The sequence below is a fragment of the Pseudomonas putida genome, from assembly GCF_028682475.1.
Taxonomy (GTDB): domain Bacteria; phylum Pseudomonadota; class Gammaproteobacteria; order Pseudomonadales; family Pseudomonadaceae; genus Aquipseudomonas; species Aquipseudomonas putida_AG.
Genome location: NZ_JANHLE010000007.1, coordinates 213,372 through 227,608, shown reverse-complemented (window position 1 = coordinate 227,608; position 14,237 = coordinate 213,372). Strand labels below are relative to the sequence as shown.

Here is a 14,237-nt window from a genome sequence, read left to right as displayed (position 1 = left end):
AATCAGCTGACGATCAGTGCAAATGAGCGTTGCGAGTCGGGCGTTGCCGAGGCCTTCCCACACCGTTAGGTGTTGAGGAGCAGGTGGGCAGGTCGCTGCTCACCCTCTTTGGCTTTCTTGATCACCATCAACCGCACTCACCCCCCAACCCTGTAGGCTCAAATCCAGGTATAGAACGCGAGCCGAGAGGGTCCAATGATCTACCCATTGCTGTTGACCCTGCACCTGTTCGCCGCCCTGATCTTCATCGGTACGGTGTTCTTCGAGGTGCTGTTCCTGGAACACATCCGCAAACAGCTGCCGGCCAAACTCATGCTGCTGCTCGAACAGGCCGTCGGCCAACGCGCCCGGCAACTGATGCCCTGGGTGTTGCTGGTGCTGTTCGGCGCCGGCGCAGGGATGGTCTGGCTGCGTTATCTGCCACTGCTCGAAACGCCATTCAGCTCGTCGTTTGGCACCTTGCTGCTGGCCAAGATGGTCGTCGCCGCCAGCGTCCTGGTGCATTTTCTCGGCGCCATGCTGCTGTTCAAGACCGGGCGCATGACCGCCCGCTGGGTCAAGTTCATCCACGCCAGTGTATTTACCCACCTGGTGCTGATCGTCTTGCTGGCCAAAGGCATGTTCTACCTGAGCTGGTAGGCATGCCACCGGCGCTTGATGCAAATCAAGGCATACCGGGCGTTATCGGCAGACACTGAAACTCCGCAGCCCGTCTCGGAGCTCCCGTCATGCTCGATGTCCTTCACTTCCCTAACGAGCAGGTCGTTCGACGCGATCAAGGCATGCTCGATCCCAACAGTTATGTCGATGTCCGCAGGTTTCATGGCGGTGTCGGTTCGCTGGATGTACTGCGCGCCCTGCGCAACAGTCGCCAGCAGCAGCGGCCGCTCTCGTTGAATGTGCAGGTGCCGGCGCGCTTGCGCACGGACGGCCAATCCGTCGAAACCTATCTGCAGGCCCTGGCCCGGGAGATCGACCTGGTGGGGTGTCACCTGGGCACGCAGCAGCGGGTCGAGCAATTTCATCTGGGCGGCACCACGCCGGCAGCCGAGCACCTGCAGCGGTTGATGGCCCAGCTGCACAAGCGCTTCAACTTTCTCACCCATGAGAGCGGCGACTACTGCGTCGATGTCGATCTGCACCACACCAAGTGGGCGACCATGGGGTTGTTGCGCGATCAGGGTTTCAATCATGTCAGCATCGGCGTGCCGGACATCGGTGACGGCAGCGAGCTGTCGGTGGACCGCTACCAGAACCCGGCGCCGATCAATTCGCTGATCGATGCCGCACGCACCTTTGACTATCGCTCGGTGAGTGTCGATCTGGGCTACGGCCACGCCTGGCAAACGCCGCAAAGTTTCGCCCTGAAGCTGGCCACCCTGATCGAGCTGGAGCCCGACCGCCTGCAGGTGTTCGATTACGCCCAGCCGCCGCTGCGCTATGCCCAATGCGCCCAGCGCGAGGCCAGTAGCGAGCAGGACAAGGCGATGATGCGGCGCATCTGCTTCGAGCTGCTGCTCGCGGCCGGGTATCAGCACATCGGCCTGGGGCAGTTCGTGCGCCCGGATGACGACCTGGCGATTGCCCAGGAACGTGGTCGTCTGCGCCGCAACTGTCAGGGCTTTACCCGTTATGGCTATTGCGATCATGTCGGCTTCGGCCTGGGCGCGATCAGCCAGCTCGACGCGCTATATGCGCAAAACACCGAGGTGCCGGGGGATTACCTGGAGCACCTGCAACACGGCCAGCTGGCCACTGCGCGTGGCTGGCGCTGTGCCGACAGTGATCAGCTGCGGCAGCGGGTGATGGAGCGTCTGGCCTGCGACCTGCAACTGGATATCCAGGCCATTGAAACCCGTTACGGCCTGAATTTTCAGCAGTACTTCCCGACTGCCTGGCGGCAGCTGGAGGCCATGAGCCATACCGGGTTGGTCGAACTGAGCGAGGGCTTGATCAGCATCCTGCCCGCGGGCCGCCTGGAAGTTGATGCCATCTGCCAGCTGTTCGAACAGGAGGTGAACAACCCGGCGCTTGCGTCCCGACACGAGTGGATCGATCATGATGCCAGCCTTTGAGTTCAACCGCGCCCTGGTCAAGAAGTACGACCGGCCAGGGCCGCGCTACACCTCCTATCCCACCGCGCCGCAGTTCCATGAGGCCTTCGCCGTCGATGACTACCTGCAGGCGGCGCATGCCAGCAATCAGGCAGCGAACCCCAAGCCGTTATCGGCCTACATCCACATCCCGTTCTGCCAGAGCCTTTGCTACTACTGTGCCTGCAACAAGATCATCACCCGCAAGACCCATCGCGCGACCGAGTACCTGGCGTACCTGAAGCGTGAAATCGCCATGCAGGGCGCGTTGTTCGATCGCCGCCGCAAGCTCACCCAGCTGCACCTGGGTGGCGGCACGCCGACCTATCTGAGCGGCGAGCAGCTGGCCGAACTGATGGACAGCCTGCGCCAGGCGTTCAACCTCGACGACAGCGATGATCACGAGTTTTCCATCGAGGTCGACCCGCGCACCATCAGTACCGAACAGATCCAGCGGCTACGCGGGCTGGGCTTCAACCGCCTGAGTTTCGGCGTGCAGGATTTCGATGCGGAGGTGCAGGCGGCGGTCAATCGTCGGCAAAGCGAGGAGCAGATCTATGCCCTGGTCGCGGCGGCGCGTCAGGCGCAGTTCAAATCGGTCAGCGTCGACCTGATCTACGGTTTGCCGCTGCAGACGGTGCAGAGCTTCGACGTCACCCTGAGCAAGATCATCGCCTTGCGCCCGGACCGTATTGCCGCCTACAGCTACGCCCATCTGCCTGAGCTGGTGCGCGCGCAGCGGATGATCCGCCCCGAGGATATGCCGCCGCCGGAGCGCAAGCTGGAGCTGCTGGAACTGACCATCCGGCGCCTGACCGAAGCCGGTTACGTGTACATCGGCATGGATCATTTCGCCTTGCCGGATGACGAACTGACTCAGGCGCGGGCCAATGGCACGCTGCAGCGTAATTTTCAGGGTTACTCGACCCATGCCGACTGCGATCTGATCGGCCTCGGCGTGTCGGCAATCGGCAAGGTGGGCGATAGCTATAGCCAGAGTGTGAAGCTGCTGTCGCAGTATTACGCGCGGCTGGATCAAGGCCTGTTGCCGGTGCAGCGCGGTTACCGCCTGAATCCGGATGACCTGTTGCGACGCGAAGTGATCAATGAACTGATGTGTCACGGCCGGATCGACTTCGGCACCTTCGAAGCCAGCCACGGCATCCGGTTCAAAGACTATTTCGCCAAGGCGCTGGAGCAACTGGGCGAACAGGTGGATGACCACTTGCTGGAACTGGAGCCCGATGCACTGCAGCTGTTACCTCAGGGGCAACTGATGATGCGCAACACCGCCATGGCCTTCGACGCCTACCTTGGCGGCGGGCGCCGGGGCCAGTTCTCGCGCACGGTCTGAGGCTGCTTGACGGCGATCAAGTTTGCCCCGCGCAGCGCTTGTCGCGTGGTGCCTGGCTCTTTAGCGTGGTCTTCGAACCCGCTACCGAGCCAGGTGCCGCATGACCCTCAAGCCTGTTTGTGCATCCCGATCCGAACCTTTCTACCAAGCGCAGCGCAATGAGCTGGCGCTGTTCGAAAACGCCTGGCGCCACGGCCTGCCGGTGCTGATCAAAGGCCCCACCGGCTGTGGCAAGACCCGCTTCGTCCAGCACATGGCCCAGCGCCTGAACCTGCCGTTACACACCGTGGCCTGCCACGATGACCTGAGCGCGGCGGACCTGGTCGGCCGTCACCTGATCGGCGCCCAGGGCACGTGGTGGCAGGACGGGCCGCTGACCCGGGCGGTGCGCGAAGGTGGTATCTGCTACCTCGACGAAGTGGTCGAAGCACGTCAGGACACCGTGGTGGTCCTGCACCCGCTGGCCGATGACCGCCGCGAGCTGTTCCTGGAACGCACCGGTGAAGTGTTGCGGGCGCAGCCTTCGTTCATGCTGGTGGTGTCTTACAACCCCGGCTACCAGAACCTGCTCAAGGGAATGAAACCGAGTACGCGTCAGCGCTTCGTGGCCATGCGCTTCGACTATCCGCCTGCCGCCGAAGAAGCGCACATCGTACGGCGCGAGGCCGGAGTAGACGCTGCCCTGGCTGGTCAGGTGGTCAGGCTGGGGCAGGCCTTACGCCGTCTGGAGCAGCATGACCTGGAAGAGGTCGCTTCGACCCGGCTGCTGATTTTCACCGCCCGCATGATCGGCGCCGGCATGAACCCGCGCGAGGCCTGCCTGGCCTGCCTGGCCGAACCTTTGAGTGATGATCCGGTAACCGTGGCAGCGTTGATGGACGTGGTCGATGTGCATTTCGCCTGAGGTTGTTGCGGTCCGCTAATACCCGAGTAAAACCATCGGCGTTTCTTGATTGCCATCAAGCAGATTTCCAGCCCTCGCTTCCTATCATGGCCAGGCCAAGCCATGAGGAAGTGACCATGTCAGAGACCTTCACCAAGGCCATGGCCAGGAACATCTATTTCGGGGGGAGTGTGTTTTTCTTCCTGATATTCCTGGCCTTGACCTATCACACCGAGCAGACCTTTCCCGAACGCAGCAATGCCGCGCAATTGAGCGACGCCGTGGTGCGTGGCAAGACGGTCTGGGAGCAGAACAACTGTATCGGCTGCCACACGCTGCTGGGCGAGGGCGCGTACTTCGCGCCGGAGCTGGGCAACGTGTTCCAGCGCCGTGGCGGCGAGGAAGGCTTCAAGCCGTTCATGCATGCCTGGATGAAGATGCAGCCTTTGGGCGTGCCGGGGCGCCGGGCCATGCCGCAGTTCAACCTGAGCGAGCAGGAAGTCGACGACATCGCCGAGTTCCTCAAATGGAGTTCGAACATCAATACCAACGGCTGGCCGCCCAACCAGGAGGGCTGAGTGATGAGCAGTGCCAATCCCCATCTGAAATTCGCTTCGCAAGCCGTGGCCAAACCTTACTTCGTGTTTGCCCTGATGCTGTTTCTCGGCCAGGTGCTGTTCGGTTTGATCATGGGCCTGCAGTACGTGGTCGGTGATTTCCTGTTCCCGGCCATTCCCTTCAACGTCGCGCGTATGGTGCACACCAACCTGCTGATTGTCTGGCTGCTGTTCGGCTTCATGGGCGCGGCCTATTACCTGGTGCCGGAAGAGGCGGACCGCGAGCTGCACAGCCCGAAACTGGCGATCCTGCTGTTCTGGGTGTTCGCTGCCGCCGGTGTGTTGACCATCCTCGGCTACCTGTTGGTGCCCTATGCCGGGCTGGCCAGGCTGACCCACAACGAGCTGCTGCCGACCATGGGCCGCGAGTTCCTCGAACAGCCGACCATCACCAAGATGGGCATCGTGGTGGTGTGCCTGGGCTTTCTCTACAACATCGGCATGACCTTGCTCAAAGGCCGCAAGACCACGGTCAGCATGGTAATGATGACCGGCCTGATCGGCCTGGCGGTGTTCTTCCTGTTCTCCTTCTACAACCCCGGCAACCTGGCCCGCGACAAGTTCTACTGGTGGTGGGTGGTGCACCTGTGGGTGGAAGGGGTGTGGGAACTGATCATGGGCTCGATGCTGGCGTTCGTGCTGATCAAGATCACCGGCGTCGACCGTGAAGTGGTGGAGAAGTGGCTGTACGTGATCATCGCCATGGCGCTGATCACCGGCATCATCGGCACCGGTCACCACTTCTTCTGGATCGGTGCGCCGGAGGTCTGGTTGTGGGTCGGTTCGATTTTCTCGGCGCTGGAGCCGCTGCCGTTTCTGGCCATGGTGCTGTTTGCCTTCAGCATGGTCCGCAACCGGCGTCGGCAACATCCCAATCGCGCCGCGACGTTGTGGGCCAAAGGCACCACGGTGACAGCGTTCTTCGGGGCCGGCGTGTGGGGCTTCCTGCATACCCTGGCGCCGGTGAACTTCTACACCCACGGCACGCAACTGACCGCAGCCCACGGCCATCTGGCGTTCTACGGCGCCTACGCGATGATCGTCATGACCCTGATCAGCTATGCCATGCCGCGTCTGCGTGGGCTGGGTGAGGCCGCCGATGAGCGCGCGCAGAACCTGGAGGTCTGGGGTTTCTGGCTGATGACCTTGTCGATGGTGATGATCACTCTGTTGCTGACCGCTGCCGGTGTGGTTCAGGTACTGCTGCAACGCTGGGCCGAAGACGGCAGTGCCTTGCCGTTCATGTCCACCACCGAGCACCTGCGCGGGCTGTTCTGGGCGCGGCTGGTCAGTGGCCTGGGCTTTATGGCGGGGCTGCTGTGCTACCTGCTGAGCTTCCGTCAGCGTGGCCGCGCAATGTTGCGCGCCCCGGCACGGGTGGTGCCGTCTTGAACCGCGACAGGAGGCAACATGGCGTTCAGCCTTGAACTGGAAGAGTGGGTTGGCAGTGTCTGGCATCGCTTTATCACCCGCCGCGCCAGCCCGGACTTTCCTCAGGCGGGCGTTGACCTTGCCCCGCGGCAGCGCGCCCTGGCCCTGTTGTTTCGGGCCATGGGCGGTGCCGGCAACCAGGGCGTGGAGGCGGCCAGCGAGCGTGATCTGCTGCTGCGCCGCACGCTGTTGCAGCAGATCGCCGGGACCTGCAAGCAGGTGCCGCTGGCCTGGTGTGACGGGCACAATCTGCGCTTGCCCAGCCACCTTGCGGTGTTTCCCGAGGCCGGGTTGAACGAGGAGCTCTATCGCTGGCTGGCCCTGCTGGCAGCACAGGCGGGGCCGATGCGGCACTGGGGCCGGGACAACCAGCGCTGGACCCGGACCTTGCTGCAGCGCTACCCGGCGCTGGCAGGCCGCTACCAGCGACTGGTCGATGCCCACCTGCAATTGCGTCCGGACCCGGCCGCGTTAAACCCTGCCGAAGCGGCCCTGGAGCGCGCGTTGCGTCAGGCCTTGCGCGAGCCGGGCAGCGTCAGCGAGTTTCCCCGCAGTGAACGGGCAGCCTGGCCGTTACCGCTGTGGCTGTACCCGCCGTTGCATCAGCCAGGAGCACCGGCCGGAGACCTGGAGGACTCCAGCGAACACCTGGCAACAGCGCCTGGCGAGCAGCGCAGCGGGCGCAAGCGCGCCACCCGCATCGATGAAAACCGCCGTGAGGGTGGGCTGCTGGTGGTGCGCCTGGAAAACCTGTTCAGCTGGACCGAACATGTCGATCTGGACCGCTGGACCGACGACAGCGAAGACCCGGACGCCGCGCGGGTCGCCGACGACCTTGATCAGTTGACCCTGTCGCGCACGCGCTTGCGCAAGGGCGGTGGCCTCAAGCTGCACCTGGACTTGCCGCCTGCCGAGGTCGATGACATTCCCCTGGGCGAGGGCATCAAACTGCCTGAATGGGACTATCGCACAGGGCGTTTGCAGGCGAATTTCGTCAACCTGCAGCTGTTCGAGCCGCGTGATTGCCAGGCGCAGCCCTTGCCGGCCCGCCTGCAACCGGCGGCGCGGCGTCTGCGGCGTCAGTTCGAGCAATTGCGCAATGACCGCCAATGGTTGCGTCAGCAGCCTCAGGGCAGTGAGCTGGACCTGCAGGCCTGGCTGGATTTTCATGTCGAGCGCCGCCATGGCCAGTGTGCCGAGCGCGGCCTGTTCATGGCGCAACGCCAGACCCGTCGCGACCTGGCCTGCCTGCTGCTGGCCGATGTGTCGATGTCCACCGATGCCCACCTCAACGATGAACACCGGGTGATCGAGGTGATCCGCGACAGCCTGTTGCTGTTTGGCGAAACCCTCTCGACCCTGGGGGATGACTTTGCCTTGTACGGCTTCTCCTCGCTGCGCCGCCAACAGGTGCGCCTGCAGGCACTCAAGACGTTCGCCCAGCGTTATGACGACAGCACGCGCGGCAAGATCCAGGGGCTGACGCCGGGTTACTACACGCGCATGGGTGCCGCGATTCGCCAGGCCACGCGCCTGCTTGGCACCAGCAAACGGCGACGCAAACTGTTGTTGCTGGTGACCGATGGCAAGCCCAATGACCTGGATCTGTATGAGGGGCGCTATGGCGTCGAAGATACCCGCGAGGCGGTGCGTGAAGCGCGGCGGCAGGGGCTGATCCCGTTCTGTATCACCATCGACCGCAAGGCGGCTGACTACCTGCCGTACATGTTCGGCAGCAATGGCTACAGCCTGATTCGCCAGCCCGAACAGTTGCCGCTGCGCCTGCCGCAACTGTATCGCCAGCTGACCCAGCCTTGAACCTAGCGCGGCAACCAGAACACCATCACCACGCAAAACAGTGTCAGGCCGATGCAGAACCACAGAAAGCGCAATTGCCGCCGCGCCGCGGCGTGCGCCTGGGAGGCCGGCAGCGGCATGCCGCATTGCTCGCAGGTGACGCCTTGAGGGGGATTACTGTGCTGGCAGTACAGGCACACGGGCAGGGCCTTCATTCGAATTGCTCCAGCCGTGGGCGGTCGAGAATGACAATGCGCCGCCCGTCCTGGGTGATGATCTGTTCATCAATCAGGCGGCGGATGATCCGCGAGAAGGTTTCCGGCTGGATCGACAGGTGGCCGGCTATCAATTGCTTGGCCATCGGCAGTTCGAACTGGCGCTCGACCGGTTGGGCCTGCATCAGTTGCGTCAGCAGATAGCGCACCACCCGGTGGGTGGCATTTTTCAGCGACAGTGTTTCGATTTCGTTGACCCGCTGATGCAGGCGCATGCACAGCTTGCCGAGCAAGGCGAAGGTCAGGCGGCTATTGTTCTGCAGCAGGCGCATGTAGGTGCCGGTGGACAGCCGATAGAGTTGCGAGGGGCCTACCGCTTCGGCGGAGGCCACATAGTTCGGGGTGTCCATCAGCATCATCGCTTCGGCGAAGGTTTGCCGTGGGCCGACCACTTCGAAGACCTTTTCCTGGCCGTCAGGGGTCAGGCGGTAGATTTTCACCGCGCCGGCAATTACGAAGTAGAACGCCTCGGCGGGCTCGCCCTGGTGGAACAACGGTTCACCCTTGTCGACATTGAGCAAGTGGCTGGACGCCATCAGCTCGTCCAGTTGCTCGTCATTCAACGGTTCGAACAGGTGATGGCTGCGCAGAATCTGGTGATGGACGCGATGCAGAACCATGGGAGTTCATCCTCAGGCTGGAGGGAAAGGGCGTCTCAGACAAGACTGAGGGCGACGCGACTGGCGGCGGCAATGAACGAACCCAATACGGCAAACCATGCCAATGGCTGGATGATGTTTCTCATGTGAACTCCAATGGAATGAGGGATAGGCCTGTTCAGCAAGTCTCGGGCCAGACGCCAGGTCCTGGATTTTCCTGATGTGCCGAAGCCTATGGTTAAAACAACCCTGTGAATCAGGGTAATAAATACCCTTGTAGGGTTTTTTCTACCCGGTAGGAGCGGGCTTGCCCCGCGATTGCAAGCTGTCAGACACATCGCATCGCGGGGCAAGCCCGCTCCCACCGAGGTTCTGCCGGGGCGACGGCATGGCCCTTGCAGCTTACCCAGTTGTCGCTGACGGGCGTTGACGTGCGACAAGGGCAACGCTGGCTAAATTGCAGATGATGGCGCCCGGCAATCGGGTTAAGGAGTGGTTCCATGCAAGTACTTGATCGCCGTAAAGCACTGGCCATCGTGCCGTTGTTACGTCTGGCATTCCGCCCCTTCTTCCTCGCCGGCTGTGGCCTGGCGTTACTCGCCGTACCGCTGTGGCTGGCGGCATTGAACGGTTCACTAGGCGACTGGCAGCCGGCCGGCGGCTGGCTGGCCTGGCATCGCCACGAATTGCTGTTCGGTTTTGGTCTGGCGATCATCGCCGGCTTTCTGCTCACGGCGGGACAGACCTGGACCGGCCAGCCGGGCCTGAGCGGCACGCCGCTGGCAGCCTTGGCGCTACTGTGGCTGGCCGCGCGGATCGCCTGGCTGGCCAACCTGCCGTGGCCGTTGCTGGCACTGCTGGAGCTGGCCTTCCCGCTGACAGTGGCGCTGTTGATGGGCGCCATGCTCTGGCGCGTCCGGCAGAAGCGCAACTACCCGGTGGTACTGGTGTTGCTGTTGCTGACGGCAGCCGATGCCGTATCCGTCTACGGACTGCTCCAGGGCCACGATGGCTGGCAACGCCAGGGCGTGCTCAGCGCTATCTGGCTGGTGGCGGCGATGATGGGCCTGATCGGTGGCCGGGTGATTCCATTCTTTACCCAGCGTGGCCTGGGCCGTGTCGAAGGCGTTGCGCCCTGGCCCTGGCTTGACTGGCTGTTGCTGGTCGGCGCGGCCCTGGTGGCACTGCTGTATGCCGCTGGCCCGGCGCTGTCGGCCAATGTCTGGATCGGTCTGTTGTTTGCCGCGCTGACGCTCGGTCACACGGTGCGTCTGTGGCGCTGGCATGACCGTGGCTTGTGGCGTGTGCCGCTGCTGTGGTCGTTGCACCTGGCCTATGGCTGGTTGGCGCTGGCGTGCCTGGGCATGACCCTGTGGCACTTCGGTGTCGCGCTGAACCCCAGCCTTGCGGTGCACTGTCTGACCATCGGTGCCATGGCCGGGTTGATCCTGGCGATGATCGCGCGGGTCAGCCTGGGTCATACCGGGCGCCCCTTGCAGCCGCCGGCGGGGATGACCCTGGCGTTCGTCCTGCTCAACCTCGCAGGTGTGAGCCGGGTGTTGCTGGTGCTGTGGTTGCCAATGGCGGGTTTGTGGCTGGCCGCAGTGTGCTGGGTCGGCGCGTTTGCCCTGTACGCCTGGCGGTACGCGCCAATGTTGCTGCGCGCCCGGGTGGATGGACATCCCGGATAATCTGCACACAAGCAGGAGGCAGGTGATGTTGTATCCCTATTTGCTGGTTATCCATTTATTGGCGGCCATTGCCTTTATCGGCACGTTGTTCTTCGAAGTGTTCATCTGGTATTCGGCGCGGCGGCAAGTGCCGGATGCCGGGCGAATCGCAGCGGATCAGGCCATCGCCGCGCGTTCGCGCAAGGTGCTGCATGCGGTGGTGCTGGTGTTGTATGGCGCCGGTATTGGCCTGGCCTGGCAGCATCGTGGTGCGCTCAGTCAGCCGCTGGCCAGCAGTTTTGGCGGTTTGTTGAGCCTGAAGATTTTTCTGGCGCTGAGCATTATCGGCCATTACCTGTTGCTGGCTTACTGGCTGCAACGGGGACGCTTGAGCGAGGTACGGGCGCGCTGGATTCGCTGCAGTATCCTCGGGCACATGCTGCTGATCGTGATGCTGGCCAAGGCGATGTTTTATTGGCATTGATGCAGCTCCACAAAGGAACTGCAGCTCCTGTGGGAGCTGGCTTTGCCAGCGATTGGGTCCACACGGGCCTCATCGCCGGCAAGGCCGGCTCCCACAGGGGCCAATCAGGCGAGGGCTTTGATGAACAACACATCGTTCTCCAGATGAATGTGCTGCATCAGGTCATCACGAAATTCCGCCAGGCCGCGATACAAGGTGCGCCAGGTATTGCAGGCACCCTCTGGCAGAAGAATGTTGTCGGTCAGCGTCATGAGAATTTCCAGCGCTTCGCCGTGCTGGTCATGTTCCAGGCGCAGCACCCGGATCGGCGGGCTGGCCTGACGCCCCATACCCTGTTGCAGCATCGGGAACAGCACCTGTTCTTCCTTGAGCATGTGGCTTTCAAGTTCCTGCTGCATGTCCTCAAGGTGGTTGGCCAGCCCATGGGGGCAGTGGCTGCTGGCAGCGTGCACCTGCTCCACACGCCGGGCCAGGCGGATCAGTTCCGGCAGTTGCTGGCGGTGGCGGTGGTGATAGCGCAAAAGAATGTGGGCGATGAGTTCGGCCTGAGGCACCTGGTGCCAGGCGTCAGGGGTGTCGGGAAGTGTCTGGCTCATCAGGGTTCCTTGGAAGGGTTGCAAAGGTCCCTGTAGCGATTGCATCGCGCATGCCATGTTCAACCGCCTGAGAATCAAGGCGTTGTATTTTGTTGTGGTGAAAATCACCCTGATGCGTCAGGGTAGATGTAACCCTCAAAGGTGATAACTACCATGCTGCGTGAAAGCCTGGCGGCCGATCTGATTGTCGAGTTGCCCAATGCCGTACGGTTGCAACGCCTGGTGCAGACCCTGCGCGAATACTTCAACTGTGGCGCGGTCGGTTTGCTGCGCCTGGATGACGACAGCCTGCGCCCGGTGGCGACGGTGGGGCTGGTCCACGAAGCCCTTGGGCGGCGCTTTGTGATCGCCCAGCATCCGCGCCTGGCGGCGATCATGGCCTCGCGCGAGCCCACCTGGTTCGAGCCCGACAGTCGTCTGCCCGATCCCTACGACGGTTTGCTCGACACGCCGCTCAACGAGCCGCTGGCCGTGCACGATTGCATGGGCGTGAGCCTCTATGTGCAAGGCCAGGTCTGGGGCGCGATCACCCTTGATGCGCTGCAGGCCGGCACCTTCGACAGTGCTGCGCGCGACGAGCTCAAGCGCTGCACCCTGCAGATCGAGGCGGCGCTGCGGGTTACCCGGCTGGAGCAGGAAAACCGCAGCCTGCGCCTGGCCCGCAGCGAACCCCAGGGCCTGCGCATGCCGGTGCCGGAGAGCGAGATTCTCGGCCAGAGCCCGGTGCTGCACCAGTTGCTGACAGAGCTGGATGTGCTGGCCGATTCCGAGTTGCCGGTGTTGCTGCTGGGCGAGACGGGGGTGGGCAAGGAGTTGTTTGCCCGGCGTTTGCACAGCCTGTCGCGGCGCCGTCACAAGCCGCTGGTACAGGTCAATTGCGCCGCGTTGCCGGAATCACTGGCCGAAAGCGAGCTGTTCGGCCACGTCAAAGGCGCTTTCTCGGGTGCCAACAGTGACCGTGCCGGACGTTTCGATGCGGCCAATGGCGGCACGCTGTTTCTCGACGAGGTCGGCGAACTGCCCCTGAGCGTGCAGGCCAAACTGCTGCGTACCCTGCAAAACGGTGAGATCCAGCGTCTGGGGGCGGACAAGCCCTTGCATGTGGATGTGCGCATCATCGCCGCGACCAATCGCCATCTGCCCGACAGCATTCGCGAGGGCCTGTTTCGCGCCGATCTGTACCATCGCCTGTCGGTGTATCCGGTACCGATTCCGCCGTTGCGTGAACGCGGCAATGACGTGCTGATCCTGGCCGGGCAATTTCTTGAACTCAACCGCACCCGCCTGGGCCTGCGCGGTTTGCGCCTGTCGGCGGCGGCCGAGCGCGCGCTGTTGGCCTATCACTGGCCGGGTAACGTGCGTGAACTGGAGCATGTGATCAGCCGCGCCGCGCTCAAGCAGCTCAGCCGCGGTGGCAGCCGCAACCTGATCATCACCCTGGAACCAGAGGTGCTGGATCTGGACAGCACCGGGCACAGCGCAGTCGCCATCGAACGGCCGGCAGAGGTCGTTGCCCAGTCTTCGCCGCTGCTGTCCTTGAGCGAGACGGTTGATGCCTGCCAGCGCCAGGCCATCGTCCGGGCGCTGGAGCTGTGCGGGGGCAACTGGGCCAGTGCCGCGCGCTTGCTGCAGGTCGATCCGAGCAACCTGCACAAGCTGGCCAGGCGTTTGCGCCTGAAGTAAGCGCGTGATGTTGATGGCGGTCAAGGTGGCGAGGGCGGCGAGTCAACAGACTGCGAACTCCATCCACCGGAGATCACTGTCATGCCCCTGTCCCTGGCTCAGATGCGTCGCAACTACACCCTGGGCGGCCTGCAGGAAGAGGCCGCGCCACACGACCCTTTGTTGATGTTCAAGCAGTGGCTGCAGCAGGCGCGGGAAACCGAGAGCGCGCCGGTGGAGGCCAACAGCATGCACCTGGCGACGGTCGACCATCAGGGCCGGCCCCACGGCCGGGTACTGCTGCTCAAGGGCGTGAGCGAGGCGGGCTTTACCTTTTTCGGCAACTACCGGAGCGCCAAGGGGCAGGAACTGGGCGCCAACCCGTGGGCGGCCATGACTTTTTTCTGGCCGGGGCTTGAGCGCCAGGTGCGCATCGAAGGCCAGGTGCAGCGGCTCGATCCGCAGCTCAGCGACGATTACTTCGACAGCCGTCCGCTGGCCAGCCGACTTGGCGCCTGGGCCTCGCCGCAAAGCCAGGTGCTGGCCGATCGAGCGGCACTGGAAGCGTTGTTGGCGCAGACCATCCGCCGCTTCGTCGATCAGCCGCTGCGTCGCCCGCAACACTGGGGCGGTTACTGCCTGCAGCCCGAACGCATGGAGTTCTGGCAGGGCCGCGCCGACCGGCTGCATGACCGTCTGGACTATCGCTTGCAGGACGGGCAGTGGAGACGCAGTCGACTGGCGCCATGAGCCGCGTGCTCCGTCGAGGTACCTCC

General features: G+C 63.2%; 13 protein-coding genes and 1 pseudogene. 11 read left to right on the top strand and 3 right to left on the bottom strand.

Annotated elements, in window-relative coordinates; translation table 11 throughout:
- Positions 1 to 195: 195 nt before the first annotated feature.
- From NPS47_RS08985 to NPS47_RS08955, 7 genes are all read left to right on the top strand, one after another.
- The gene (locus NPS47_RS08985) at positions 196 to 639 is read left to right on the top strand and encodes a CopD family copper resistance protein (RefSeq protein WP_274294629.1); all 444 of its coding nucleotides are present in this window, start codon (positions 196 to 198) and stop codon (positions 637 to 639) included.
- A gap of 89 nt (positions 640 to 728) precedes the next feature.
- A complete protein-coding gene (locus NPS47_RS08980; protein ID WP_274294628.1) occupies positions 729 to 2,075 on the top strand; it encodes a coproporphyrinogen III oxidase in 1,347 nt (448 codons plus the stop codon).
- Positions 2,059 to 3,447, top strand: coding sequence for an oxygen-independent coproporphyrinogen III oxidase (hemN, locus tag NPS47_RS08975; protein WP_274294627.1), 1,389 nt, complete (start codon positions 2,059 to 2,061; stop codon positions 3,445 to 3,447). The genes NPS47_RS08980 and hemN overlap by 17 nt, the downstream gene beginning before the upstream one ends.
- Positions 3,448 to 3,547: 100 nt before the next feature.
- Entirely contained in the window at positions 3,548 to 4,351 is an 804-nt protein-coding gene (locus NPS47_RS08970; RefSeq protein WP_274294626.1) for a CbbQ/NirQ/NorQ/GpvN family protein, read from the top strand.
- Between the two features lie 116 nt (positions 4,352 to 4,467).
- Positions 4,468 to 4,908, top strand: a complete 441-nt coding sequence (locus NPS47_RS08965) for a c-type cytochrome (protein ID WP_274294625.1) — start codon at positions 4,468 to 4,470, stop codon at positions 4,906 to 4,908.
- Between the two features lie 3 nt (positions 4,909 to 4,911).
- On the top strand, positions 4,912 to 6,339 hold the full coding sequence (locus tag NPS47_RS08960; RefSeq protein WP_274294624.1) for a cbb3-type cytochrome c oxidase subunit I: 1,428 nt from the start codon (positions 4,912 to 4,914) through the stop codon (positions 6,337 to 6,339).
- Between the two features lie 18 nt (positions 6,340 to 6,357).
- On the top strand, positions 6,358 to 8,196 hold the full coding sequence (locus tag NPS47_RS08955; RefSeq protein ID WP_274294623.1) for a nitric oxide reductase activation protein NorD: 1,839 nt from the start codon (positions 6,358 to 6,360) through the stop codon (positions 8,194 to 8,196).
- Positions 8,197 to 8,198: 2 nt separating this feature from the next.
- Here the strand turns inward: NPS47_RS08955 and NPS47_RS08950 are convergent, their stop codons facing one another.
- Together NPS47_RS08950 and NPS47_RS08945 are read right to left on the bottom strand one after the other, a co-directional pair.
- Complete coding sequence (locus tag NPS47_RS08950) at positions 8,199 to 8,390, bottom strand: hypothetical protein (protein WP_038609987.1); 192 nt, start codon at positions 8,388 to 8,390, stop codon at positions 8,199 to 8,201.
- Positions 8,387 to 9,070 (bottom strand): Crp/Fnr family transcriptional regulator, encoded by a 684-nt coding sequence (locus NPS47_RS08945; RefSeq protein ID WP_274294622.1) that lies wholly within the window; start codon positions 9,068 to 9,070, stop codon positions 8,387 to 8,389. Before NPS47_RS08945 ends, NPS47_RS08950 begins: the two co-directional genes overlap by 4 nt.
- Positions 9,071 to 9,549: 479 nt before the next feature.
- Between NPS47_RS08945 and NPS47_RS08940 the strand changes: the two genes are divergently transcribed.
- Together NPS47_RS08940 and NPS47_RS08935 are read left to right on the top strand one after the other, a co-directional pair.
- Positions 9,550 to 10,740 (top strand): NnrS family protein, encoded by a 1,191-nt coding sequence (locus tag NPS47_RS08940; RefSeq protein WP_274294621.1) that lies wholly within the window; start codon positions 9,550 to 9,552, stop codon positions 10,738 to 10,740.
- Positions 10,741 to 10,765: 25 nt separating this feature from the next.
- Positions 10,766 to 11,203 carry a CopD family copper resistance protein gene (locus tag NPS47_RS08935; RefSeq protein WP_274294620.1) on the top strand — a complete coding sequence of 146 codons (438 nt, stop codon included), beginning with the start codon at positions 10,766 to 10,768 and terminating at the stop codon, positions 11,201 to 11,203.
- A gap of 104 nt (positions 11,204 to 11,307) precedes the next feature.
- Here NPS47_RS08935 and NPS47_RS08930 read toward each other — a convergent pair.
- Positions 11,308 to 11,748 (bottom strand): annotated as a pseudogene (locus NPS47_RS08930) (hemerythrin domain-containing protein); the annotation flags it as partial.
- Between the two features lie 204 nt (positions 11,749 to 11,952).
- Here NPS47_RS08930 and norR point away from each other — a divergent pair.
- Positions 11,953 to 13,482, top strand: coding sequence for a nitric oxide reductase transcriptional regulator NorR (norR, locus tag NPS47_RS08925; protein ID WP_274294619.1), 1,530 nt, complete (start codon positions 11,953 to 11,955; stop codon positions 13,480 to 13,482).
- An 81-nt stretch (positions 13,483 to 13,563) separates the two neighbouring features.
- Positions 13,564 to 14,211 (top strand): pyridoxamine 5'-phosphate oxidase, encoded by a 648-nt coding sequence (pdxH, locus tag NPS47_RS08920; RefSeq protein ID WP_274294618.1) that lies wholly within the window; start codon positions 13,564 to 13,566, stop codon positions 14,209 to 14,211.
- Positions 14,212 to 14,237: the final 26 nt, after the last annotated feature.